23 protein-coding genes, 1 tRNA gene and 2 pseudogenes are annotated in these 23,419 nt (G+C 71.0%); 17 read left to right on the top strand and 9 right to left on the bottom strand.

Annotated features, from left to right (window positions below; translation table 11 throughout):
* Nucleotides 1-20: 20 nt before the first annotated feature.
* The gene (locus tag PSH03_RS24520) at nt 21-671 is read right to left on the bottom strand and encodes a hypothetical protein (RefSeq protein ID WP_210783437.1); all 651 of its coding nucleotides are present in this window, start codon (nt 669-671) and stop codon (nt 21-23) included.
* A gap of 252 nt (nt 672-923) precedes the next feature.
* On the opposite strand from PSH03_RS24520, the gene PSH03_RS24525 reads away from it, so the two are divergent.
* Nucleotides 924-1,538, top strand: a complete 615-nt coding sequence (locus tag PSH03_RS24525; protein ID WP_238690538.1) for a copper resistance CopC family protein — start codon at nt 924-926, stop codon at nt 1,536-1,538.
* A gap of 173 nt (nt 1,539-1,711) precedes the next feature.
* On the opposite strand, the gene gltX is transcribed toward PSH03_RS24525, so the two are convergent.
* Genes gltX through PSH03_RS24540 form a run of 3 tightly spaced genes read right to left on the bottom strand, consistent with a single transcriptional unit; the run spans nt 1,712 to nt 5,791 of the window.
* On the bottom strand, nt 1,712-3,121 hold the full coding sequence (gene gltX / locus PSH03_RS24530; RefSeq protein WP_308194397.1) for a glutamate--tRNA ligase: 1,410 nt from the start codon (nt 3,119-3,121) through the stop codon (nt 1,712-1,714).
* A 46-nt stretch (nt 3,122-3,167) separates the two neighbouring features.
* On the bottom strand, nt 3,168-4,445 hold the full coding sequence (locus tag PSH03_RS24535) for an MFS transporter (RefSeq protein ID WP_238690539.1): 1,278 nt from the start codon (nt 4,443-4,445) through the stop codon (nt 3,168-3,170).
* Nucleotides 4,442-5,791, bottom strand: a complete 1,350-nt coding sequence (locus PSH03_RS24540; protein ID WP_210783443.1) for a GH1 family beta-glucosidase — start codon at nt 5,789-5,791, stop codon at nt 4,442-4,444. Before PSH03_RS24540 ends, PSH03_RS24535 begins: the two co-directional genes overlap by 4 nt.
* A gap of 188 nt (nt 5,792-5,979) precedes the next feature.
* Between PSH03_RS24540 and PSH03_RS24545 the strand changes: the two genes are divergently transcribed.
* On the top strand, nt 5,980-6,426 hold the full coding sequence (locus PSH03_RS24545; protein WP_210783445.1) for an SRPBCC family protein: 447 nt from the start codon (nt 5,980-5,982) through the stop codon (nt 6,424-6,426).
* 133 nt (nt 6,427-6,559) lie between these two features.
* On the opposite strand, the gene aceE is transcribed toward PSH03_RS24545, so the two are convergent.
* Nucleotides 6,560-9,298 carry a pyruvate dehydrogenase (acetyl-transferring), homodimeric type gene (gene aceE / locus PSH03_RS24550; RefSeq protein ID WP_210783447.1) on the bottom strand — a complete coding sequence of 913 codons (2,739 nt, stop codon included), beginning with the start codon at nt 9,296-9,298 and terminating at the stop codon, nt 6,560-6,562.
* Between the two features lie 178 nt (nt 9,299-9,476).
* Here aceE and PSH03_RS24555 point away from each other — a divergent pair, with 178 nt between their 5' ends.
* Nucleotides 9,477-9,923 (top strand): hypothetical protein, encoded by a 447-nt coding sequence (locus PSH03_RS24555; protein ID WP_238690540.1) that lies wholly within the window; start codon nt 9,477-9,479, stop codon nt 9,921-9,923.
* Between the two features lie 26 nt (nt 9,924-9,949).
* Nucleotides 9,950-10,354 carry a YjbQ family protein gene (locus tag PSH03_RS24560; protein ID WP_167457620.1) on the top strand — a complete coding sequence of 135 codons (405 nt, stop codon included), beginning with the start codon at nt 9,950-9,952 and terminating at the stop codon, nt 10,352-10,354.
* A gap of 130 nt (nt 10,355-10,484) precedes the next feature.
* Here PSH03_RS24560 and PSH03_RS24565 read toward each other — a convergent pair whose 3' ends face one another.
* Nucleotides 10,485-12,134: an alkaline phosphatase D family protein gene (locus PSH03_RS24565; protein WP_210783451.1), complete on the bottom strand. Its 1,650-nt coding sequence runs from the start codon at nt 12,132-12,134 to the stop codon at nt 10,485-10,487.
* A 216-nt stretch (nt 12,135-12,350) separates the two neighbouring features.
* Here PSH03_RS24565 and PSH03_RS24570 point away from each other — a divergent pair, with 216 nt between their 5' ends.
* The 6 genes and pseudogenes from PSH03_RS24570 to PSH03_RS24590 all read left to right on the top strand — a co-directional run bounded on the left by PSH03_RS24570 (nt 12,351) and on the right by PSH03_RS24590 (nt 16,697).
* Complete coding sequence (locus PSH03_RS24570) at nt 12,351-12,818, top strand: MarR family winged helix-turn-helix transcriptional regulator (RefSeq protein WP_238690688.1); 468 nt, start codon at nt 12,351-12,353, stop codon at nt 12,816-12,818.
* A 51-nt stretch (nt 12,819-12,869) separates the two neighbouring features.
* Nucleotides 12,870-13,218: pseudogene (locus tag PSH03_RS33070) on the top strand (transketolase); the annotation flags it as partial.
* A gap of 140 nt (nt 13,219-13,358) precedes the next feature.
* Nucleotides 13,359-15,446 (top strand): annotated as a pseudogene (locus tag PSH03_RS24575) (thiamine pyrophosphate-dependent enzyme); the annotation flags it as partial.
* A 112-nt stretch (nt 15,447-15,558) separates the two neighbouring features.
* Entirely contained in the window at nt 15,559-15,996 is a 438-nt protein-coding gene (locus PSH03_RS24580; RefSeq protein ID WP_030330240.1) for a DUF3052 domain-containing protein, read from the top strand.
* An 88-nt stretch (nt 15,997-16,084) separates the two neighbouring features.
* Nucleotides 16,085-16,549: a peroxiredoxin gene (locus PSH03_RS24585; protein ID WP_210783455.1), complete on the top strand. Its 465-nt coding sequence runs from the start codon at nt 16,085-16,087 to the stop codon at nt 16,547-16,549.
* Nucleotides 16,550-16,625: 76 nt separating this feature from the next.
* Nucleotides 16,626-16,697: transfer RNA gene (locus PSH03_RS24590), tRNA-Val, on the top strand.
* Between the two features lie 33 nt (nt 16,698-16,730).
* Here the strand turns inward: PSH03_RS24590 and PSH03_RS24595 are convergent.
* A complete protein-coding gene (locus PSH03_RS24595) occupies nt 16,731-17,318 on the bottom strand; it encodes a TetR/AcrR family transcriptional regulator (RefSeq protein WP_238690542.1) in 588 nt (195 codons plus the stop codon).
* Between the two features lie 86 nt (nt 17,319-17,404).
* On the opposite strand from PSH03_RS24595, the gene PSH03_RS24600 reads away from it, so the two are divergent.
* From PSH03_RS24600 to PSH03_RS24610, 3 genes are all read left to right on the top strand, one after another.
* The gene (locus PSH03_RS24600) at nt 17,405-17,872 is read left to right on the top strand and encodes a nuclear transport factor 2 family protein (protein WP_210783459.1); all 468 of its coding nucleotides are present in this window, start codon (nt 17,405-17,407) and stop codon (nt 17,870-17,872) included.
* Nucleotides 17,869-18,072 (top strand): heavy-metal-associated domain-containing protein, encoded by a 204-nt coding sequence (locus PSH03_RS24605; RefSeq protein ID WP_210783461.1) that lies wholly within the window; start codon nt 17,869-17,871, stop codon nt 18,070-18,072. Before PSH03_RS24600 ends, PSH03_RS24605 begins: the two co-directional genes overlap by 4 nt.
* A 212-nt stretch (nt 18,073-18,284) precedes the next feature.
* Nucleotides 18,285-18,833 (top strand): hypothetical protein, encoded by a 549-nt coding sequence (locus tag PSH03_RS24610; protein WP_238690543.1) that lies wholly within the window; start codon nt 18,285-18,287, stop codon nt 18,831-18,833.
* 64 nt (nt 18,834-18,897) lie between these two features.
* Here the strand turns inward: PSH03_RS24610 and PSH03_RS24615 are convergent, their stop codons facing one another.
* Nucleotides 18,898-19,641, bottom strand: a complete 744-nt coding sequence (locus PSH03_RS24615) for an SDR family NAD(P)-dependent oxidoreductase (RefSeq protein WP_210783465.1) — start codon at nt 19,639-19,641, stop codon at nt 18,898-18,900.
* A gap of 237 nt (nt 19,642-19,878) precedes the next feature.
* Here PSH03_RS24615 and PSH03_RS24620 point away from each other — a divergent pair, with 237 nt between their 5' ends.
* The 3 genes from PSH03_RS24620 (at nt 19,879) to PSH03_RS24630 (ending at nt 22,306) form a co-directional block, all read left to right on the top strand.
* On the top strand, nt 19,879-20,508 hold the full coding sequence (locus tag PSH03_RS24620; RefSeq protein WP_238690544.1) for an HAD-IA family hydrolase: 630 nt from the start codon (nt 19,879-19,881) through the stop codon (nt 20,506-20,508).
* Nucleotides 20,509-20,589: 81 nt separating this feature from the next.
* The gene (locus PSH03_RS24625; RefSeq protein WP_238690545.1) at nt 20,590-21,069 is read left to right on the top strand and encodes a GNAT family N-acetyltransferase; all 480 of its coding nucleotides are present in this window, start codon (nt 20,590-20,592) and stop codon (nt 21,067-21,069) included.
* A gap of 94 nt (nt 21,070-21,163) precedes the next feature.
* Nucleotides 21,164-22,306, top strand: a complete 1,143-nt coding sequence (locus PSH03_RS24630) for a polysaccharide pyruvyl transferase family protein (RefSeq protein WP_210783469.1) — start codon at nt 21,164-21,166, stop codon at nt 22,304-22,306.
* A gap of 8 nt (nt 22,307-22,314) precedes the next feature.
* Here the strand turns inward: PSH03_RS24630 and PSH03_RS24635 are convergent, their stop codons facing one another.
* Nucleotides 22,315-22,521 (bottom strand): DUF8847 domain-containing protein, encoded by a 207-nt coding sequence (locus tag PSH03_RS24635; protein ID WP_030488784.1) that lies wholly within the window; start codon nt 22,519-22,521, stop codon nt 22,315-22,317.
* Nucleotides 22,522-22,603: 82 nt separating this feature from the next.
* Between PSH03_RS24635 and PSH03_RS24640 the strand changes: the two genes are divergently transcribed.
* The gene (locus tag PSH03_RS24640; RefSeq protein WP_210783473.1) at nt 22,604-23,122 is read left to right on the top strand and encodes a DinB family protein; all 519 of its coding nucleotides are present in this window, start codon (nt 22,604-22,606) and stop codon (nt 23,120-23,122) included.
* The last annotated feature ends 297 nt before the right edge of the window (nt 23,123-23,419 follow it).

Raw genomic sequence — 23,419 nt, forward strand, 5'->3', positions numbered from 1 at the left:
GGGTCAGCGGGTACGCCGGCTCAGCGTGTGCGGCGGCGGATCAGTAGGGCGATCCCGGCGAGGCCGACCGTGATGGTCAGCATCACGCCGACGTTGAGCAGCAGCAGGCGTTGCAGGTCGCCGAGCGCCTCGTCGAGGTCCTTCGCCGGGTCGAGCGTGTCCTCCGGGAGGACTCGCTCGCCGCCGCCCGCGCCGCCACTGACCGTGTCGAACTGCCGCTCCAGCGGCACACCGGCGGTGCGCAGGGTCTCGGACATGCTGAGCCGACCCAGGAACCAGCCGGCGCTGGTCTTGCGGCCGTCCGGCTGCTTCGCCGGCCGGAAGACGCGGGGGCCGCCGATCGCCTTGGGATAGAGGTCGTAGGTCTGCTTCGGCGTCTCGCCGGCGAGCACCACGACAGTGTATTTCGGACCGAGGTTGGCTGCCTTCGGACCGGTCGGCATGCCGGTGCGAGCGAGGAAGTTGACCTGGTCGATGACCGCGCCCACGAGGGCGGGCTCCTTGTCCGCGTGCAGCCGCAGCGGCGCGGACAGCCCCGTGCCGGTGATGTCCACTCCGGCGGGTGCCGGCTTCGGCGCCGCCGAGGCCGAGCCGGCGGTGCCGAGCGACAGCAGTGCCACCGTCAGCGTGCCCGCCAACACGGCGGCGAACCGCCTCATGTGTCGGACCATCCCGCCTCCTCGCCCCGTTCGATGGATGGCTTCGTTGTGACGTCTGGACCGATCTGCCGGTGCGGCATCGACCGGATGGTCGCGTCCACTCCTACAGACTCCGCAGAACGTCGATGAGTTGCAGCTTTCGGAACAGTATTTGGAACTATCTGCGATCTCTGCTCGACTAATGAGGAGCCGTTTGATCAGCGGGCGGATCGTACCCTTACGGAGGGGTTCATGGGGGGCAGGGTTACACGTACGGTGCGGGTCATGCCAGTGGTGCTCGGCGTGGCGTTCGGTGTGTCGTTTCTGGTGCCGGCGACCCCGGCCGCCGCCCACAACCAGCTGACCGGCAGTAACCCGCGTGACGGCGCCCGCGTGGCGTCGGCACCCGCCCGGGTCGAGCTGCGGTTCCTCGCCAAGCCGTCGCCGACCACGACGAAGATCACAATAACCGGACCGGACAATGTGGTCGCTGGCGGGACTCCCGCCTTCGACGGCAGTCGGGTGCGGGTGCCGTTCAAGCCGGCCGCCGCGGGGCTCTACATCGTCGGCTACCAGCTCGCGTCGTCCGATGGGCACCCGGTGAAGGGCGAGGTGCGGTTCACCCTCACCACCGGCACCGCGGCCGACCCGTCCGCCTCGCCGTCGGCCGCCGGCACCAGCCCGGCCGGCTCGCCCTCGGCTGCCACGTCGGCCGAGGGCGCACCCTCCGCCGGGCCCGCGTCGGTGACCCCCGGCAGCTCGACGGCCTCCACGGTGCCGGCGGCGTCGGAGCGGTCCGACTCTGGCGGTCGCTGGTGGATCTGGGCGCTCGGCGGCCTGTTGCTGCTCGCCGCACTCGGGGCCGGCCTCGTGTTCCGCCGACAGCGACGAGCTCGGTAACCCTCTGATCCTCGCCGCCCCCCGGTGGGCAGGCGTGCGGGTCATCCTTTGCTCTGCACCCGCGGATGCGACGGCTACGGTCTGCGACCGGCGCCTATTGGGGTGCAGAGCAAAGGACAGGGCGATGCGGAGTTGCACCGGCGACGCGCTCGTGACACGTCGACGAGCGACAGTCAGACCAGGCGCAGGCGGGCGGCGCGCATCCGGGTCAGGGTGCGCTCGCGACCGAGCACCTCCAGCGACTCGAACAGCGGCAGACCCACGGTGCGGCCGGTGACCGCGACCCGCACCGGCGCCTGCGTCTTGCCGAGCTTGAGGCCCCGCTCGGCGCCGACCGCCTCCAGGGTCGACTTCAACGACTCGGCGTCCCAGGACTCCAGCGCCTCGAACGCCGCGACGGCGTCGTCCAGCAGCTCGGCGGAACCGTCCTTCATCGTCTTGGTCCAGGCGGCCTCGTCGATCAGCGGTGAGGCCAGGAAGAGGAAGTCGACGTTCGGCACGATCTCGCTGAGCACCGCGATCCGCGTCTGGGCCAGTGCCGCCACGGCGGCGAACGCGTCGGCGTCGAACTCCTCCGGCTGCCACGGCGGCGGCGCGATGGTCCCGGTGCCGGTCAGCCACGGCTGGCAGGCGTCGATGAACTCGGCCACCGGCAACGCGCGAATGTACTCGCCGTTGAACGCGCGCAACTTTTTCTCGTCGAAGAACGCCGAGGAGAGGTTGACCTCGTCCAGCCGGAACTCGTCCTCGATGACCGACCAGGGAACGATCTCCCGGTCGTCGGAGGGGGCCCAGCCGAGCAGCATGAGGTAGTTGCGCATCGCGCCGGCCAGGTAACCCTCGTCGCGGTACGCCTCCAGGGCGACCTTGTCCCGGCGCTTGGAGAGCTTCTGCCGCTTCTCGTTGACCACCACCGGCACGTGCGCCCAGATCGGCGGCTTGACCCCGAGGGCTTCCCAGAGCAACTGCTGCTTGGGGGTGTTGGGCAGGTGCTCCTCGGCCCGGATCACGTGGGTGATGCCCATGGTCATGTCGTCGACGACGTTGGCCAGCAGGAAGACCGGCGAGCCGTCGCCCCGGGCGATGACGAAGTCCTCGATGAGCTTGTTCTCGAAGGTGGGCTCACCACGGATCAGGTCGACCACCACTGTCGCGCCCTCGTCAGGCGTACGGAAGCGCAGGGCGTGCCCGGGGCCGGGGCCGAGGCCACGGTCGCGGTGGTAGCCGTCGTAGCCCTGGTACTGCGAGCCGGTGCGGGCCTGCACGTCCTCGCGGGTGCAGTCGCAGTAGTAGGCGCGGCCCGACTCGTTCAGGCGCGCGGCGGCGGCCCGGTGCTCGCCTGCGTTCGCCGACTGGAAGTACGGGCCCTCGTAGCTGCCCCGGGAGATCCCGATCCAGTCCAGCGCGGAGAGGATGCCCTCGGTCCACTCGGGCTTGTTGCGCGCCGCGTCGGTGTCCTCGATGCGCAGCACGAACACGCCGCCCTGCTGCTTGGCGTAAATCCAGTTCTGCAGCGCCGAGCGGGCGCCGCCGACGTGGAACATACCGGTCGGGGAAGGGGCGAAGCGCACACGTACTGTCACGTCCCCCAGCCTACGGCGGTACGCGACTGCTTTCCGCCACCGCCCCCTAGGGCACCGAGCGGATCTTGACGACCAGCGCGCTGCCGAGCAGGGTGACCACTGCGGTGACCGCGTAGAGCGTGGGATAACCGCCGAGGTACACCACGAGCGGGGCGGAGAGCGCCGGGCCGAGCACCTGCGGCGCCGAGTTGGCGATGTTGATGACGCCCAGGTCCTTGGCCCGGTCGGTGGCCCGGGGCAGCACCTGGGTGATCAACGCGGCGTCCACCGAGAGGTAGACGCCGTAGCCGGCGCCGAGCAGCAGCGCCGCGACGATCGCCATCGGCCAGACCGGCGCCACCGCGAGCAGCAGCGCCGCCACCGCCATGATCAGCCCGGAGACGATCACGTAGATCTTGCGGCGGCCGGAACGGTCGGACATCCGGCCGGCGACCACGGCGGTCAGCATCATCCCGAGCGTGTAGAGCAGGATCAGCACCAGCAGGCCGCCCTCGGGGTCGGGGTGGCGCACCCCGTCGCTGAGGAAGTACAGCAGGTAGAGGGTGCCCAGGGCATTGCCCAACTGGACCAGGAACCGGGTGATCCAGGCCCACGCGAAATCCGGGTGCCGGCGGGGGCTGATCCACATCGAGGCCAGCAGCGCCCGCGTCCGGATCGCCGGTCGATGGGTACGCGGCAGCGGTTCGTCGGGGGTGAGCAGCGCGAACGGCAGCGACAGCAGCAGGATGGCCACGGCGATGGCCAGGTACCCGGCGGCGTTGCCGGTGACCACGGCGGTGACCAGCACAGCGCCGAGTACCAACCCGAGCGCCTGCGGGATGCCCACCCACCCCGAGACCCCGCCGCGCTGCCGCACCGGGACCCGGTCCGGGATGGCGGCGGTGAGACTGGCCAGCATCGCGTTGAAGCAGACCTGCGCGGCGACCCAGCCCAGGGCGACGCCGACGATGGTCCGTTGTTGGGCCAGCAGCACCAGGGCCGCGGCGCCGAGCACTGCCCCGCCCGCCGTCCAGACGTGCCGACGACCGAACTCGCGGCCGGCGATCCGCAGGCAGGTCCGGTCGGAGAACGCGCCCGCCAGGGGGTTGGCCAGCACCGCGGCCAGCGCGCCGAGGCCGGTGACCACGGCCAGCATGTTCTCCTTGTCGCCGGGCGCGATCTGCTCGATCTGCTGCGGCAGCAGCACCTGGATGGGCGTGAAGAACGCCATCCACACGCCGAGGTTCGCCGCGAAGATCAGGCCGATCCAGCCGCGCCGCACCGGCACCGTCGGTTCGGCGAGCGCCGCCGGCAGCGACGCCGGCGTCGGGTCGAGGGTGGTCACCGCGCCGACCCCGGCCGGCTGGCCGTGATCACGTCCCGCAACCAGGTGTACGACGACTTCGGCGTACGCCTCTGGGTGGCGTAGTCGACGTGCACCAGACCGAAGCGCTTGGTGAACCCCTCGGCCCACTCCCAGTTGTCCAGCAGCGACCAGACGAAGTACCCGCGTACGTCCACCCCGTCGTCGATGGCGGCGCGGACCGCCCGCAGGTGCCCGTCGAGGTACGCGATCCGCTCCGGGTCGGCCACCTGCCCGTCGGCGTCGGGTGCGTCGTCGTACGCGCAGCCGCCCTCGGTGATCTCGATGGGCGGCAGCGCGTCGCCGTAGGTGTCGCGCAGCCAGCCGAGCAGCTCGCGTAGCCCGTCGGGGTCCACCGGCCAGTCGAAGGCGGTGCGCGGGTAGCCGTCCAGCGGCACGAGGTCGAACGGCAGTGGTGAACCCTCCTCGGCCGCCCGTACGCCGGTGGGGTTGTAGTAGTTCACCCCGAGCACGTCGATCGGCGCGGCGATCGTGTCGAGGTCGCCGGGGTGGATGACGCCCGGGTCGAAGCCGGGCAGCTCCGGGTAGCCGCGGCCGAGCAGCGGGTCGGTGAAGAGCCGGTTGTGCAGCGCCTCGTACGCCGCCCCGGCGGCCCGGTCGGCGTCGCGGTCGCCGAGCACCCGCACCGGCGAGTAGTTGTTGGCGATCGCCACCGGGCTGGCGGTGTGGCTCCGCAGCGCGGCGACGGCGAGCCCGTGCCCGAGCAGTTGGTGGTGGGCGACCGGGAAGGCGTCGAAGAGCAGCATCCGGCCGGGGGCGTGCACACCCATGCCGTAGCCGAGGCTCATGTGGATGAACGGCTCGTTGAGGGTGATCCAGAGCCGGACCCGGTCGCCGAGGCGGGCGGCGCTCTTCTCGGCGTACTCGGCGAAGCGGGCGGCGGTGTCGCGGTGCATCCAGCCGCCGGCGTCTTCGAGGGGTTGCGGCAGGTCCCAGTGGTAGAGGGTGGCCACCGGGTCGACGCCGGCGGCCAGCAACTCGTCCACCAGGCGGTCGTAGAAGTCCAGGCCGGCCGGGTTGACCGGGCCGGCGCCGGTGGGCTGGACCCGGGGCCAGGCGATGGAGAACCGGTACGCGGAGACACCCAGGCCGGCCAGCAGCGCCACGTCCTCGGTGTGCCGGTGGTAGTGGTCGCAGGCCACCTCGCCGCTGCTGCCGTCGCTGATCCGCCCGGGGGAGCGCGCGAAGGTGTCCCAGATGGACGGAGCTCGGCCGTCGGCCGTGGTGGCGCCCTCGATCTGGTGGGCCGATGTGGAGACGCCCCAGCGGAAGCCGGTGGGGAACTGGGGCATCGGTGCGGTCGACATGCGCCCTCCCGGTCAACGTGAAACGTGCTCGGGACTTTAGGGCGCTCTCGATGAATGCGCCATAGGCCGGCCTGGCGCAATGCGCAATGGTTGATCGGCGTGTCTTTTTCCGAACCCGTCCAGGTAAGTCCGATTTAACGCATAGAGTGCCGATATCGTGTGATGTCCTCACCGGAGGAAAGACGGAAATGATCCTCGTGGAACGCAGTGCGCACGTGGCGGCGCCAATTGAAGTGGTCTGGGATGTCGTACAGCGGGCCGAGCAGTTACCGGCCTGGCTGGCCGGGGTCCGAGCGGCCGAAGTGCTCTCGGGAGAGGGCTTCGGGCGGCGACAACTCGTCCAGGCTGGGCGCGGCTCGGCGCATGAGGCCGAGGTGATCGCCTATCAGGAGCCGACGCTGATCGGCTGGCGGGAACGGGCCAAGGGCGCTGGATCTCGGGCGGAGGCACGCACCGAGATCTACGTCCAGCTCACCGGAGACGAGGAGGAGGGCGGGACCATCGTGCGCCTCATCGTGGTCCGCTGGCCGGCCGGCCCGGTCAAGGCGGCCATGCTGCGCCTCGGACTGCGTCGGGTCGGCGCCGACCTGGAGGACTCGCTGGCCCGGCTCACCGACCTGGCCGCCGTCGGCTGACGAGCGCCCATCCTCCCGGCGTCACCCGCGACGGCGGTGGTCCGGATCCCCGCCAGGGCCCCCGGACCACCGCCGCTCCGTACCCCAAAAGGGCCCGGCGCTGATGCGCCGGGCCCTTTTCAATGGTGCTGAATCAGCTGTCGCCGCCGGTCTCGCCGACCGGGGCGGCGTTGACGTCGTCGATCGCGTACTTCTTGGCGGCCTCGGCCGGCACCGTGGTCGCCACCGCGCCGCTGCGGGCGAGCTGCCGCAGCGTGGCCACCACGATCGACTCCGCGTCCACGTGGAAGTGCCGGCGCAGCGCGTGCCGGGTGTCCGACATGCCGAAACCGTCGGTGCCGAGCGACGTGTAGTCGCCGGGTACCCAGCGGGCGATCAGATCCGGTACCGCGCGCATGAAGTCGCTGACCGCGATCTTCGGCCCGTCCGCCTCGGCCAGCTTCTGCTGGATGTACGGGACCTTCGCCTCGGCGCCCGGGTTGAGCAGGTTGTACTCCTCGGTCTCCACCGCGTCGCGGCGCAGCTCGGTCCAGGAGGTCACCGACCAGACGTCGGCGCCCACCCCCCAGTCCTGGGCGAGGAGCTGCTGGGCCTTGAGCGCCCACTGCATCCCGGTGCCCGAGGCGAGCAGGTTGGCCTTCGGGCCGTCGACCTGCGGTGCCGGCGAGTAGCGGTAGATGCCCTTGAGCAGGCCCTCCACGTCCACGTCGGCCGGCTCGGCCGGCTGAAGCGTCGGCTCGTTGTAGACCGTCAGGTAGTAGAAGACGTTCTCCTGCGCGTCCCCGTACATCCGGTGCAGACCCTGCTCCAGGATGTGCGCGATCTCGTACGCGAACGCCGGGTCGTACGCCACCACGGCCGGGTTGGTCGCGGCGATCAGCAGCGAGTGCCCGTCCTCGTGCTGAAGGCCCTCACCGTTGAGCGTGGTCCGACCCGCTGTGGCGCCGAGCAGGAAGCCCCGGGCCATCTGGTCGGCCGCGGCCCACAGCCCGTCGGCGGTCCGCTGGAACCCGAACATCGAGTAGAAGATGTACATCGGGATCATCGGCTCGTCGTGCGTGGCGTACGCCGAGCCGGCCGCGGTGAACGAGGCCACCGAACCGGCCTCGTTGATCCCCTCGTGCAGGATCTGCCCGGAGGTCGACTCCTTGTACGACAGGAACAGCTCGCGGTCGACCGAGGTGTAGCGCTGGCCGTGCGGCGAGTAGATCTTCGCGGTCGGGAAGATCGAGTCGAGACCGAAGGTGCGGGCCTCGTCCGGGATGATCGGCACCCAACGCTTGCCGAACTCCTTGTCCTTCATCACGTCCTTGAGTAGACGGACGAAGGCCTGCGTGGTGGCCACCTTCTGCTTGCCCGAGCCGCGCTTGATGTCGGCGAACCGCTCCGGGCCGGGGATGGCCAGCCGCTTCGTGCTGGTCCGCCGGGAGGGCAGGTACCCGCCGAGCTGCTCGCGCCGCTCCTTGAGGTACGCCAGCTCCTCGGACTTCTCGCCGGGGTGGAAGTACGGCGGCAGGTAGGGGTTGTCCTCCAGCGCCGAGTCCGGGATGTCCAGGTAGAGCCGGTCGCGGAAGGTCTTCAAGTCCTCCAGCGTCAGCTTCTTCATCTGGTGGGTGGCGTTGCGGCCCTCGAAGTGCGAGCCGAGGGTCCAACCCTTGATCGTCTTCGCCAGGATGACTGTGGGCTGACCGGTGTGCTCGGTGGCCGCCTTGTAGGCCGCGTAGAGCTTGCGGTAGTCGTGCCCACCCCGCTTGAGGTTCCAGATCTCGTCGTCGCTGAGCGGCTCGACCATCTTGCGGGTCCGTGCGTCACGGCCGAAGAAGTGCTCCCGCACGTACGCGCCGGACTCCGCCTTGTAGGTCTGGTAGTCACCGTCGGTCGTGGTGTTCATCAGGTTGACCAACGCGCCGTCGGTGTCCGCGGCGAGCAGCGGGTCCCACTCACGACCCCAGACGACCTTGATCACGTTCCAGCCGGCACCCCGGAAGAACGCCTCCAGCTCCTGCATGACCTTGCCGTTGCCCCGGACCGGGCCGTCCAGCCGCTGCAGGTTGCAGTTGATCACGAAGGTGAGATTGTCCAGCTCCTCGCGGGCGGCGACGCCGATGGCGCCGAGCGTCTCCGGCTCGTCCATCTCGCCGTCGCCGAGGAACGCCCAGACGTGCTGCTGGGAGGTGTCCTTGATGCCGCGGTGCTGCAGGTACCGGTTGAACCGGGCCTGGTAGATCGCGTTCAGACCGCCGAGGCCCATCGAGACGGTGGGGAACTCCCAGAAGTCCGGCATCAGCCGAGGGTGCGGGTACGAGGGCAGCCCACCACCGGGGTGCGACAGCTCCTGGCGGAACCCGTCGAGCTGGTGCTCGCTGAGCCGCCCCTCCAGGAACGCCCGCGCGTACATGCCCGGGGAGGCGTGGCCCTGGTAGAAGATCTGGTCGCCACCGCCCGGGTGGTTCTTGCCCCGGAAGAAGTGGTTGAAGCCCACCTCGTAGAGCGACGCCGAGCTGGCGAAGGTGGAGATGTGCCCGCCGACGCCGATCTCCGGGCGCTGCGCCCGGTGCACCAGCATGGCGGCGTTCCACCGGACGTACGCCCGGATTCGCCGCTCGACGTGCTCGTCACCCGGGAACCAGGGCTCGCGCTCCGACGGGATGGTGTTGATGTAATCGGTGGTGGTCAGGGGCGGAACCCCGACCTGGCGCTCACGGGCCCGCTCCAGCAGGCGCAGCATGACGTAGCGGGCGCGTTTGGCCCCGCGTTCGTCGATGACACCGTCAAGCGACTCGACCCATTCGCTTGTCTCTTCAGGGTCGATGTCCGGAAGCTGGCTCGGTAGGCCGTCGCTGATCACCGGGCGCTTGCGTTCCGTAGCCACAGGCGTTCCCTCGGTTGTGTGTGGGATAGGTCTCTAGCGCCATCCTGCCCCCTGGTGGCACCCGTCGTCACGTCTAGGTGCCCCCGACGCGATGCTGAACACAGGTACTCGCCGGTAACTTAGCGCGACGGCCCTGTGGAACCTGAGCGGTTTGACCGCCACTCCTACCGTTACCGCCATGAACGGACGCCGTGTCGCGGTCGCCGCAAGCATGATCGTTTTTGGGGTGGTTGGCCTGGTCATCGGCGCGGTCGCCCTCGCCTCCGGCAGCCTGCCGATGGTCGGACTGGTGGCCGTCGGCGCCCTGGTGGCCGTGCTCGGCGCGGGCCTGCTGCGCGACGCGATCCGCGCGGCCCGTCTGAGCGGCCAGGATGGCCGTCGTCGCCGTCGTCCGGACCCGGACGGCGGCGGGTACCACTTCCACCCGATGCCCGCCGGTGACGCCGGGAGCGGGCACGTCGGCCGCCAGCGGGACGGCGACCACGACCGCTCCGACGATCCGGAGCCCGCCGGCGGCAGCAGCGACTCCGGGGGAGGCTGGTCCGGCTGGGGCTGGTCCGGCGGTGACTCCGGTGGCGGGTGGTCCGGTGGCGGCGACTCTGGCGGCGGTGGCGGCAGTTCCTGACCGCACCCTGCGGCAGAATGCGACGTATGCGCAGCGACGTGATCACCGTCCAGACCGGGTCCCGACCGACCGTCCGGGACATCACCGCGGAGGCCCAGCAGTTCGTCTCGGGCGAGGGCGACGGCCTGCTGCACGTGTTCGTGCCGCACGCCACCGCCGGCCTGGCGATCATCGAGACCGGGTCGGGGTCCGACGACGACCTGCTCAGCGCCGTGGACGACCTGCTCCCCACCGAGGACCGCTGGCGGCACCGACACGGCTCGCCCGGCCACGGCCGCGACCACGTGCTGCCGGCGTTCATCCCGCCGTACGCCACGCTGCCGGTGCTCGGCGGTCGACTGGCGCTCGGCACCTGGCAGTCGATCTGCCTCGTCGACACCAACGGCGACAACCCGACCCGCCAGGTCCGCTTCTCCTTCCTCCCCGCCTGACCACCGTCCCGGTCCGTCGTCGCCGTCGTCCCGCCTCAAGATCCGCACAACATCCCTGAAACTGCTGCCTCAATGCACGGCGAGGCAACAAGATCCCTGATGTTGCGCGGATCGTGAGGCGTAGAGCGGGTTACGGGCGGACGGTCTCCTGGTGGACGGTCTGCTGGCCGGGGTCCGCGGACGGCGCGGCAGTGCGAGCCGCTGACGGGAGCGGGTTGTCCGCCGTCTGGTGCAGGCCGGGCACCCGGTCCTCGATCACGAACGAGGCCCGCGTGTACGCGGGCGCGTCCGGCCGAGTGACGTACGGCAGTACGTCGAAGTCGGCCGTGAGCTGCCCCGGAGTGATCGTCGTGCGGACGTACCCCCGCAGGTTGTTCTGGAAGCGTAGGTGCGGGTTGAACGCGAACCACGGGTGCGAGCCGGAGACCGAGTCCGCGCCGTCGCCGGTCGAGGTGATCGACGAGCAGACCAGCTCGGTGCCGACGGTGCGCGAGGTCGGGTCGGAGTAATCCAGCTTGAGGTCGCTGGCCCAGTGCGCGTGCACGTCGCCGGTCAGCACCACCGGGTTGCGCACCCCGGCGCCGAGCCAACCCCGGGTGATCCGGTCCCGGGAGGCGACGTAGCCGTCCCAGGCGTCCATGCTGGTGACGGTGAGCGGGCCGGCGTTGTTGTCCCGCTGGGCGAAGAAGACCTGCTGGCCCAGGATGTCCCACCGGGCGTCCGAACGGCGGAAGCCGTCCAGCAGCCACGCCTCCTGCTCCGCACCGGTGATGGAACGGCCCGGGTCCGATGCCGCCGCGCAGTCCCGGTAGCCGTCGCCGCAGGCCTGGTCGTCGCGGTACTGCCGGGTGTCGAGCATGTGGAACGTGGCCAGCCGCCCCCAGCGCACCCTCCGGTAGAGCTGCATGTCGATGCCCCGGGGGATCGAGGTGCGTCGTAGCGGCATGTTCTCGTAGTACGCCTGGAACGCCGCCGCCCGACGCGCGGGAAACTCGGGGTCCGGCGCCTCGGGCACCTCGTCGGCCCAGTTGTTCTCCACCTCGTGGTCGTCGAACACCACCACCCAGGGCGCCACCGCGTGCGCGGCCTGCAGGTCGGTGTCGGTCTTGTACTGGGCGTGCCGCTGCCGGTAGTTGGCCAGCGTCCGCGTCTCCGGTCCCTCATGGTCACGCGGGTTGCCACCCGGGACGTTGTACGTGTCCGGGGCGTATTCGTACTGGTAGTCGCCCAGGTGCAGGATCAGCTCCGGCTCGGTCTCGGCGAGGCGGCGGTAGGCGGTGAAGTAGCCGTGCTCGTACTGGGAGCAGGACGCGAAGCCCATCGCCAGGGCGGCCGGCATGCTCGACGGTGAGGGAGCGGTGCGGGTGCGCCCGATCGGCGAGAGGTGTCGCTCGGCGCGGAACCGGTAGAAGTATTCGCGCCCGGGCAGCAGGCCGGCCAGCTCCACGTGCACGCTGTGCGCCGAGCGGGTGCGGGCGACCGCGACCCCACGGCGCACCACGTGCCGGAACCGCTCGTCGGCGGCCAGCTCCCAGTGCACCGGCACGTCGCGGTCCGGCATGCCGCCGAGGCCGTCCTCGGCCAGTGGTTGCGGGGCCAGGCGGGTCCACAGCACGAAGCCGTCGTGGTCGGGGTCGCCGGAGGCGACACCGAGGGTGAACGGGTAGGTCAGCGGCCGGTGGGCCGCCGCCGCGCCGGCCGCCACCGGCAGCCCGGTGACCGCGCCCGCGGCGCCGAGTGCGGCGCCGGACAGCAGGATGGTACGTCGGGACAGTGACACGAAATCCTCCCCAGAATCCGATCTCTCGTGACTAGGGGAGCCTCGCGAGCGTTGGTGGCCGGGAGGTGACGGCGAGGGCCCCGGTCCGTCGCCGGCAGTCGAACACCGATGATCGCGGTCGATCCGCCCCCGCGGGGTTCCAGTCCTCGCCGAGGAGTTTGATCGGTGACCTGGGCGGTGAGATGGCGTGCGTACGATGTGGTCGTGACGCGGCAAATGGGTTCCGCGGTGAGCGGTCCGGCGGATCGGGCCGGTCTCGCCGTCGATGTGGTGCGGCGAATGGCGCACGTCACCGCCGCGTTGCGACACCGGCAGGGTGCCGCGTTCGCCGATTTGGGGCTCACCCCGGCGGCGGCCCGGGCGCTGGGGGAGTTGGACCCGGACCACCCACTGCCGGCCCGGGATCTCGCCGGTCAGTTGGGTTGCGACCGGTCGAACGTGACGGTGCTGGTCGACAAGCTGGAGCAGGCCGGGCTGGTCGAGCGCCGCACCGACCCGACGGATCGGCGGCAGAAGACACTGGTGGTGACCGAGGAGGGCCGCGTCGTGCGAGCCCGGGTGATCGAGGTGATGTCCGACTCCCGACTCCTGTCCGGGCTGAGCGACGAGGAGCTGAGCACCCTTCGTGACCTGGTCTGGAAGGTGTCCGACGGCGGCTGTCCGGAGTCCTTCGGGCCGGAGTGAGCGCACCCCCGCCGGCCGTGTCCCACTGGGCGAGCGGGGCTTCCGTCGGTAATGCTGTCCGACGTGACCACCCCGCAAGATCTCGACGACCGGTTCCGGGAGACGCTGGCGGCGCTGCCTGCCGCCGAGCGGCGGCGTGACCCCGCCGACCCGGTCACCGACGACGCCCCGCTGAGCGGCGCGCAGGTGCTTGACCTGTTCGACGCGCAGGTGACCAGCCGGCAGCTCGACCTGGCCGGCCGCTGGTTGCGCAGCTTCGGGGAGGGTTTCTACACGATCGGCTCGGCCGGGCACGAGGGCAACGCCGCTGTCGCCGCCGCGCTACGTCCCACCGATCCGGCGCTGCTGCACTACCGCTCGGGCGCCTTCTACTGCCTGCGCGCCGCCCAGGTCGCCGCCGACCCGGTGCTGGCCACCGACTCCGAGCCGTCCGCCGACCCGACGTTGGCCACCGACTCCGAGCCGCCCGCCGCCGCCGACCAGGACGTCGACCGAGCGCGGGCCGTTGGCGTCGAGCGGTCCGCCGACAGTGAGTCGACAGTCGACGGCGCGTCGACCCGCGAACCCGAGCCGACCGTCGATCCGCAGGTGTCCGAATCGGAGCCGGCCGGGACCGCACCGACCTCGGCGACCGGAGCTGCCAACGGGTTCGCGGCGTACGCCGACGCGGCCCGGGACGTGCTGCGCGGAATGGTCGCGTCCAGCCTCGAACCGATCGCCGGGGGACGGCACAAGGTGTTCGGCCGGGCCGACCTGGCCATCGTGCCGACCACCTCGACCATCGCCTCGCACCTGCCCCGCGCGGTCGGAATGGGACTGGCAGTGGAGCGGCTGCGCCGGCTGGACAGCGCCGGACGGCGTACCGGGGCCGGCGTGCGGGTCGGCAGCGGCGCCGGCGCCACGCACGCCCCCTGGCCACCGGACGCCATAGTGGTCTGCTCCTTCGGCGACGCCTCGGTCAACCACGCCAGCGCCACCGCCGCCTTCAACACCGCCGGGTGGTACGACCACGCCGGGCTGCGGATTCCGGTGCTCTTCGTCTGCGAGGACAACGGGCTGGGCATCAGCGTCCGCTCGCCGGAGGGCTGGGTCGAGGCGACCCTGCGGGCCAAGCCGGGCATCCGCTACTTCAGCGCGGACGGGGCCGACCCGGTGCGGACGTACGAGGTGGCGGCGGAGGCCGCGGCCTGGGTACGCCGCAACCGGCGGCCCGCCGTGCTGCACCTGCGCACCGTGCGGCTGATGGGGCACGCCGGGGCGGACGCGGAGTCGGCGTACCGGAGTCCGGCCGAGCTGGCCGAGGACCTGGCCCGGGACCCGGTGGCCGCCACCGCGCGGCTGCTTGTCGACGCCGGCGTCGCGACCGGCGAGGAGCTGCTGGCCCGGTACGACGAGACCGGCTGGCAGGTACGCCGGCTGGCCGAGGAGGTGCTGGGCGAGCCGAAGCTGGCCTCCGCGGCCGACGTGGTGTCGACGCTGGCCCCACGACGTCCGGTGCGGGTGGCGCGGGCGGTGGCCGACGCCGCGGCGCGGGCCAGCGGGCCGGGCGCCGGCGCCCGGGCGGAGGCGTTCGGTGGGAAGCCGCCGGAGCTGGCCGGGCCGATGACCCTGGCGCAGAGCATCAACGCCGCGCTCGCCGACGGGATGCTCGACCACCCGCAGATGGCGCTCTTCGGTGAGGACGTGGCGGCCAAGGGCGGCGTGTACGGGGTGACGAAGGGGCTGCGCGACCGGTTCGGGGCGGCCCGGGTCTTCGACACCCTGCTCGACGAGACGTCGGTGCTCGGGCTGGGCCTCGGTGCCGGGCTGGCCGGGATGCTGCCGGTGCCGGAGATCCAGTACCTGGCGTACCTGCACAACGCCGAGGACCAGCTGCGCGGTGAGGCGGCCACCATGCGGTTCTTCTCGCAGGGTGCGTTCCGCAACCCGATGGTGGTGCGGGTGGCGGGCCTGGCGTACCAGGAGGGGTTCGGCGGGCACTTCCACAACGACAACTCGGTGGCCGTACTCCGGGATGTGCCCGGTCTGGTGGTCGCGGTGCCGGCGCGGCCGGACGATGCCGCGCCCATGCTGCGGACCTGTCTGGCGAGCGCGGCGGTGGACGGCAGCGTCTGCGTGTTCCTGGAACCGATCGCGCTTTACCATACCCGCGACCTGTACACGGAGGGTGACGGGGAGTGGCTGGCCGGCTATCCGGAGCCAGGTGGGTGGGTGGCCGGTCACGTGCCGATCGGGCGGGCCCGGGTCTACCGGGTCGGCTCGGCGGACGACCTCACCATCATCACCTTCGGTAACGGGGTACGGATGTCGCTGCGGGCCGCGGCCGTCCTCGCCGAGGAGGGGGTGGGCACCCGCGTGGTGGATCTGCGCTGGCTGGCTCCGCTGCCGGTGGCCGACATCATCCGGGAGTCCTCGGCGACCGGCCGGGTGCTGGTGGTGGACGAGACGCGCCGCTCCGGCGGGGTCGGCGAGGGCGTGATCGCCGCGCTGGTCGACGCCGGATATGTCGGTGCCGCACGTCGAGTGGCGGGAGTTGACTCGTTTGTACCATTAGGTCCGGCAGCACGTCACGTACTGGTCTCCGCCGAAGCCATTACCGACGGTGCCCGTACGCTGCTGGCACGGTAAATTCCGTTCCACCCGGTGCGCCACTTGCGCGAAGACCAACAACTGTGTGGACTTTGCCTGACGGCGTCGCACCGACGCCGCGAGCAGGGACGAGATGAGGAGGCACGCGACAGTGAGCGCGACCGCTGGTCAGGCCGCCGACGGGGTACGCAGCCTGGCGGACCGGTTCGGAATCGAACCGGGGATGGTCGTCATGGAGATGGGGTACGACGACGACGTCGACCAGGATCTCCGAGACGCCCTGACCGACCGCTGTGGAGATCTGGTCGACGAGGACACCGACGAGGTGGTCGACGCGGTGCTGGTCTGGTACCGGGACGGCGACGGTGACCTTTTCGAGTTGCTCGTCGATGCCCTCGGCCCGCTGGCCGACAACGGCGTCGTGTGGCTGCTCACCCCGAAGGCGGGGCGCGAGGGTCACGTCGAGCCGAGTGAGGTCGCGGAGTCCGCGCCCACCGCCGGCCTTCAGCAGACCTCGACCGTCAACGCCGGCCGGGACTGGAGCGGCGCCCGTCTGGTGCTGCGTCGAGGGGCCAAGGCCAAGAAGTAGCCAGCGCCGATCCGCTCGCCCGACGGTCCGCCCACCGCCGGGTAGCAGGCTGACGCGGTCGCCCCGACTCGACGCGAGGAGAGTTCGCATGCCCATCGAGGTTGGTGCCGAAGCACCCGACTTCGTGCTCAAGGACCAGAACAACCAGGAGGTCCGCCTATCGGACTTTCGGGGCAGGCGCGCCGTGCTGCTGGTCTTCTACCCGCTCGCCTTCACCGGCACCTGCCAGGGCGAGTTGGGCGAGGTGCGCGACAACCTCGGCGAATACGTGAACGACGACGTGCAGGTGCTTACCGTCAGCGTCGACTCGGCCTACAGCCACAAGATCTGGGCCGACCGTGAGGGCTACCAGTTCCCGATGCTCGCCGACTTCTGGCCGCACGGCGCCGTCGCCCAGGCGTACGGGGTCTTCAACGACGTGGCCGGCTTCGCCAACCGGGGCACCTTCCTCATCGACAAGACCGGTGTGGTCCGCTTCGCCGAGATGAACGGCCCGGGCGAGGCCCGCGACCAGCAGGGTTGGCGCAAGGCCATCGCCGAAGCGACAACCTGACCGGGGTACGCCGTGCGCCCGGGTCGGTGGCGGGCAGGTAAGCTTGCCAGCCACCGGCCCGCCACACGGGCGATCCGGGCGCGTAGCTCAGTGGGAGAGCACTCGCCTTACAAGCGAGGGGTCGCAGGTTCGAAACCTGCCGCGCCCACCCTTCACCGCCAACGAAGCCTCCCCGAGAAAATCAGTTCCCGGGGCGGAGCACTCGGAGCAGGGCGGTACGCAGCGCGTCGGCAGCCTCGGCGTGGGTCATCCGGCCGGCGTCGACCTCCTCGCCTGCGGCGTGGCCGATCTTGATCGTGATCGCGGCGAGCCAGTCGGCGGGGAGTCCTCTGTCGAACTCGCCGCTCGCCTGACCGCGCTGGATCACCCGAGTTATTCGTTCGGCGACCGGGGCGTGGCGTGCCACGTCGACGTCCGGGCTCACCGGAAGTGCCGCGATCTGCTGGACCAGGACCGGATAGCGCGCCGCGATCTGGGCACCGGCCTCGAGCACCCGGATCAGCGCGTCTGCGGCGGCACCGGTGTCTGGCTCGGCGGCGTCCATCGCGGCGACGGCGTCGTCGGTGATCCGGTCGACGATGGCGGCCATCAGGTGCTCGCGGGATGGAAAGTGGGCGTAGACGGTCTGCCGGGTCAGCCCTGCATCGGTGGCGATGGCGTCGAGGCTGGCATCGGGCTGCGCGTCGAGTAGCCGGATTGCCGCATCGAGGATTGCGCTGTAGTTGCGACGGGCGTCGGCGCGACGGTTGCGCTCCACTGAACGACTCATCTCTTACACCTTGCCAAATTTCTCGGAGATAGATATTTTACGAGCTGTAAAGATTCAGCGGGGATCACGAGCTGATGGTGGGTGAGATGGGCGCGCTCGATGGCACCGACCCGAAGAAGTTCATCACCGACTTCTTCACCTCCTTCATGAGCGACCTGGCTCGCGGTGACGAAGACCCGACGGTGATCGTTGATCGGTACCACACGCCCGACATTGTGCAGGTCGCCGACGGCAACCTGATGGACCGCGCCAAGCTCATCGCGCACACCCGACCGGCCCGGAAACACCAGACCGGCGCCCGGTGGGAGGTGCATGAGGCGATAGCGGACGAGGACCGTATCGCCGCCCGCTACACCCTGCACTTTCAGACCTCCAAGCGCGAGGGCAGCGTCGACGTCCACTTCTTCGGGCAGTTCGCTGCTGATGGGCGGATGCGCCGGGCGCACATGCTCACCCGATCGGTCCCCGCCAAGGTCAGCGGTGCCGCTCCAGCCGAGGTCAGCTCAGAGTCCTCGCCACCAGAGGCACCCGACCGACGGCAGTCGCCGGCATGACCGTCAGCAGCTATCGGGTGATCGGTATGGCCTGCGGGCACTGCGCAGGCTTCGTCACCGAGGAGATCGAACGGATTCCCGGTGTCACCACTGTGGCAGTGGACGTCGAACGCGACACCGTCACGGTGACGAGCGATGGACCTCTCGACATCGCCGAGGTACGTGCCGCAGTCGAGGAAGCCGGCTACGAACTGCCCTGACGTCCAGCGGTACCGCAAGCCCGGCGGCACACCTGGATCGGTCCAGGTCAAATACGAGCGATCCCTGGCAGTTCAGCAGGGCGGCACTCGGCGTTTCCAGTTGCTGAGTTGCCACCGATCAGGCAGAAGGCCAGCGCACCTAACGAGAGGTGACAGGGACGCAAATTGCCACCGGCGACGGCTCCAGATTCGGGCACCGCCATGATGGGCTGGTGCAGGACACCGTCGCCGTCGCGCTGATCACCTCACTGTCCACGCTGGCCGCCGCCGCCCTGACCGGGCTGGTCGGCGCGCTCAGCACCCGTCGGCAACTGGCCCACCAGCTCACCGTCGCCAGACACGAGAGTGCCGAGCGCCGGGCGACGCGTCGCGATGAGCTGCGGCGGGACGCGTACGTCGGGTTCCTGAGCGCCTGCGACCAGGCGTACCGGCAGTTGGACCGGCGGTGGCTCGACGTCGGCGGGGGCGAGCCGGTGCCCGGCTACGACGAGGCGTACGCGGCCATGCGCGCCGTGGACGAGGCGTACAACCTGGTGTTGCTGGAGGGCCCGGCGGAGGTCGCGGTGGCCGGCCGGGCCGTGTTGACCAGCCTCACCACCGAGTACGCCGACCAGCGCCGGCTCGCCGACGAGCCGGGCGACGGGGGCGCGCCGCTGCGCGACCGGCACCGGGAGCGCTGGCTCGCGGCGATCGAGGTACGGACGAAGCGCCGAATCTTGTTCGTCGACGCGGTGCGCGCGGTGTTGGGTCACGAAGGGTGACGAGCCGCGTTCCTGCGTTGAGGCCGGGCGGCGCCGGATGGCGCGGCGGCACCGCCCGGGTTCCTCAGCTGGTGAAGCCGCCGTCCACGTTGACCACCGCACCGGTCACGTAGCTGGCCTCGGGGCTGGCCAGGTGTGCGACGGTGGCCGCGATATCGGCGGGGCGAGCGTACCGGCCGACGGCGGTGAATCCGCTGATCGCCGCCGCGTTCGGTCCGTCCGCCGGGTTGGCGTCGGTGTCCGTCGGCCCGGGGTTGACCAGGTTGACGGTGATGGCCCGTGGGCCCAGTTCACGGGCCAGGCCCCGGGTCAGCCCGACCAGAGCGGTCTTGCTCATCGCGTAGAGCGTCAGCCCGGGAAATACCGCCCGTTCACCGACGTTGCTGCCGATGCTGATGATCCGTCCGCCGTCGCCCAGGTGTCGCAGCGCCGCCCGCGCGGCGACGTACGGTGCCCTGATGTTGACCGCGATCGTCTGCTCCATCTCTGCCGAGCCGAGGTCGTCCAGGGCGCCGACCAGGAACACCGCGGCGTTGTTGACCAGGATGTCCAACCGACCCAGTTCGGCGGCCGCCCGGTCGACCGCGCCCCGCACGGCGGCCGGGTCGGCGCCGTCCGCCTGGATTGCCAGCGCTCTGCGGCCCAGCGCCTCGATCTGCTTCACCACGGTTGCGGCCCGCTCGGCGTCCTGCCGGTAGGTCAGCGCCACGTCGGCCCCGTCCTGTGCAAGGCGCAGCGCGATGCCGGCTCCGATGCCCCGGGAACCCCCGGTCACCAGGGCGACCCTGTTGTTGAGTGTCGTCGTCATGCAAACGATCATCTGGCCGCGCAGCCCTCCCGTCTGGCGGCCATCGGACGTCTCGCTCCGACCTCGAGGTCCGATACCCGCGATCATCGACGGCCTGCGGACCTGGCGGTCCGCCATGATCCGCGCAACGTCGCGGATCCTGCCGCCTCACCAGGCGACAAGACAGCAGGATCACCGAAGTTGCGCGGATCTTGCGAGGTGGGGGAGGGTGGGGCGAGCGATTCGGGGAGCGTGGTCGTGGAACTGGCAGGCATTGGCGCGGTGCTCTTCGACATGGATGGCACCCTTGTCGACTCCGACGCCGCTGTGGAGCGGGCCTGGGAGCGGTGGGCCGCCGAGTACGGCGTCGACCTGGCGGCGGCGTTGGCGATCGCGCACGGCAGCCCGGCCGACCGGACCATCCGCCGGCTGCTGCCCGCGCTCGACGAGGCGGCGGTCGCCGCCGCCGCGGCACGACAGCTCGCGTTGCAGTACGACGACCTGTCCGACGTGACGGCCACCTCCGGGGCGCACGAGCTGCTGAACGCGCTGGCCCGGCTGGGCTTGCCCTGGGCGGTGGTGACCAGCGCCGACACGCCGCTCGCCGAGGCCCGGCTCGGCGCCGCCGGCATCAAGGCGCCGGTGCTCGTCACGGTGGAGGACGTCAGCGTCGGCAAGCCGGACCCGGAGGGCTACCTGCGGGGCGCGGCGCTGCTGGGCGTACCGGTGGCGCGGTGCCTGGTCGTCGAGGACGCCGAGGTCGGCCTGCGGGCGGGGCGGGCGGCCGGGGCGATGACCGCCGCGCTGAAGGGCCTCGACGGCGACCTGCGCCTGCACGACCTGGCCCAACTGGCGCACCAGCTGGAGTCGGCACCCACTGTGCCCTGACCCGCCCGGCGATCACTGGTGCGGGCGGGAAATGGAAGTTCCGAGGTGGCCACCCGCTCGCGACGACGAAGGGGAGACGCTGTGGAGTTGACGTTGACGCCGATGACGGCACAGGAGTTGGCCCGCCTGCTCGGATCACTGGAGCAGGGGTACGCCGAGGACCTGGTGGCGCACCGGGGGATGACCCCGGAGGCGGCCCTCGACCGGTCGGTCAACCAGATCCGGGAGTCGCTGCCGGCGGGCGCGGCCACCGAGAGGGCCCTGCTGCGGGTGGGCCGGGTCGGCGACACCGAGATCGGCTGGATCTGGGTGACCCTGCCGACGGCCGCCGCCCCGGACCAGGCCTGGATCCACAACATTGAGGTGCACGAGGAGCACCGGGGACGCGGGTACGCGCGGCGGATGATCCAGCTCATCGAGGCCGAACTCGCCCAGCTCGGCGTGCCCGAGCTGGGTCTGAACGTCTTCGGTACGAACACCGTGGCGATCGGCCTCTACCGCAGTCTGGGCTTCGAGGTCACCTCGCAGCAGATGGCGAAGCGCCTCACCACGGCGGGCTGAGCCGGCGGCGGCCCCGCTGACGGGTCCCTTCGGCAGGACTGTTCACCTGCCCAGCGGGAAACCGGCGCGGACCGCACCTGGGGAGGAGCGACGGATGACGCACGGCGCCGGACTGACCATCGGTGTGCTCGGCTCGTACGGTGGGCGAAACCTCGGCGACGAGGCGATCCTCACCGGCCTGCTCACCGATCTGCGCACGCAGGAACCGAACGCCCGGATCATCGTCTTCTCTCGGAACCCGGAGCACACCCGGGCCGCACACCCGGACGTCGAAGCGGTGCCCTGGGAGGGCGTGAGCCGTACCGACTCGGCCCTGGTCCTGGCCCAGCTCGACCTGCTCATCCTGGGCGGTGGCGGCATCCTGTACGACCGGGAGGCCCGCCGTTACCTGCGGGTGGTCCGGGTGGCCCAGGAACGCGGCCTGCCGCTGATCACGTACGCGGTGGGGGTCGGGCCGCTCAGCGACGGGGTGGACACCGGCATGGTCCGGGAGACGCTCGCCAGCGCGACCCAGGTGACCGTCCGGGACCAGGAGTCCCGGATGGTGCTGGAGGAGGCCGGCCTGCTCAACCCGATCACGGTCACCGCGGACCCGGCGTTCCTCCTGCAACCGGAGGAGTTCCCGGCCCACCTGCTGGCCGAGGAGGGTGTGCCGGTCGGCAAGCGCCTCGTCGGGATCAGCGTGCGGGAGCCGGGCCGGGCCGCCGAACGCCTCGACGTGGACGGCTACCACCGGCTGTTGGCCCAGATCGGTGACTTCCTGGTGCACCGGATCGACGCGTACGTGCTGTTCGTGCCGATGGAGCGCGACGACATCCGGCACTCCCACGGCGTGCTGTCGCACATGGTCGCCGCCGAACGAGGTCGAATCCTGCACGGCACCTACTCTCCGCAGCAGGTGCTGGGGCTGATGCGCCACTTCGACCTGGCCGTCGGCATGCGCCTGCACTTCCTGATCTTCGCGGCGATGGTCGGTACGCCGTTCCTGCCCCTGCCGTACGCCGGCAAGGTCTTCGACCTGGCCCAACGGCTCGGCGTGCCGGCGCTACGCGGCGTGGAGCGGGAGGTCGAGGGGCCGCTGCTGGCCGAGGTGGACCGGCTCTGGGACGAGCGGGAGCAACGCGCCGAGGCCACCGCACGACGGGTGGCGGAGGTGTGCGATCAGGCGCGGGGCACCTCGGAGGTCACCCGCGGCGTGTTGGAGAGCCTGCGCAGCCAGGCCCTCACCCGGGTCTGAGCGGGCGGTCACACCGCCGGGCCGGTCCACCGGTAGCGCCACTCGCGGGCCTCCTCGCGGGCGGTCTCCAACTCGTAGATCTGCGCGTCGGCCAGCCCACCGGAGCCGAGGTGGTGGTGGGTCAGCGGCGGGCGGCCGTTGCTGTCCAGTTCGACGGTGATGGTCTGCCCGTCCGCCGTGCCGCCGACGAGAAGGATCTGCACGGATGAAGCCATGCGCCCATCCTGCCCGGCGAAGCGCCCGACCGCAGCGGATAGCGGGGCAGCGGGGCGCCCGGCCCGTGGCTAGGGTCGGCGGATGGAGCAGACGATCGATCCCACGCTCGGTCCGGTGCTCGCCCGCACCGGCGACGAACGCGCCGTCCTGACCTCGTTCCTCGACTTCCACCGGGCCGTGGTGCTGCGCAAACTGCGCGGTCTCTCCGACGCCGACGCCCGACGCCGACTGGTGCCGTCGACGACCACGCTCGCCGGGTTGGTCAAACACCTGACAGTGGTCGAGCGGAACTGGTTCCCGACCCTGTTGGCCCCCGAGCCCGGCGACGTCTACCTGACCTCCGAGGAGGACGCGCTCGCCAGCTTCACGCTGAGCGACCAGGAAAGCATCGGCGGGCTCACCGAGGCGTACGAGCGGGCCTGTGCCCGCTCCCGGGCGGTCGCCGCGAGCATCGACCTCGACCACGTGGTGCCGCACCCGCAGCTCGGTGAGGTGTCGCTGCGCTGGATTCTGGTGCACATGATCGAGGAGACGGCCCGGCACGCGGGCCACGCCGACATCCTGCGCGAGCTGACCGACGGCGAGGCCGGCGCGCTCTGAGCCCCGCGATCGTGCACATTCTGTGGCGACAAAAGGTGCACTGTTCGCAGAACGCCGACACGAACTGCAAGATCGCGCAGTGGGGCGGTGGGTGCGGCCGTCTGGTCGGGCGGGCCGCCTATTCTGGGGGCGGGCGGCGACTAGGGGGAGCAGGTGCTGGTCATCCACGGGCTGTGGTTGCCCGGCGGCAGCTCGACGGGCGGCCTGGCCGTCTGGGCCGAGGACAGCGCCGCACCGATTCCCGCTGCGCGTTCGGGCCGGCCGGCCCGGGAACGCCCGCACCCCTTCGCCGCCGGG

Source organism: Micromonospora salmantinae (assembly GCF_022230905.1).
GTDB lineage: Bacteria > Actinomycetota > Actinomycetes > Mycobacteriales > Micromonosporaceae > Micromonospora > Micromonospora salmantinae.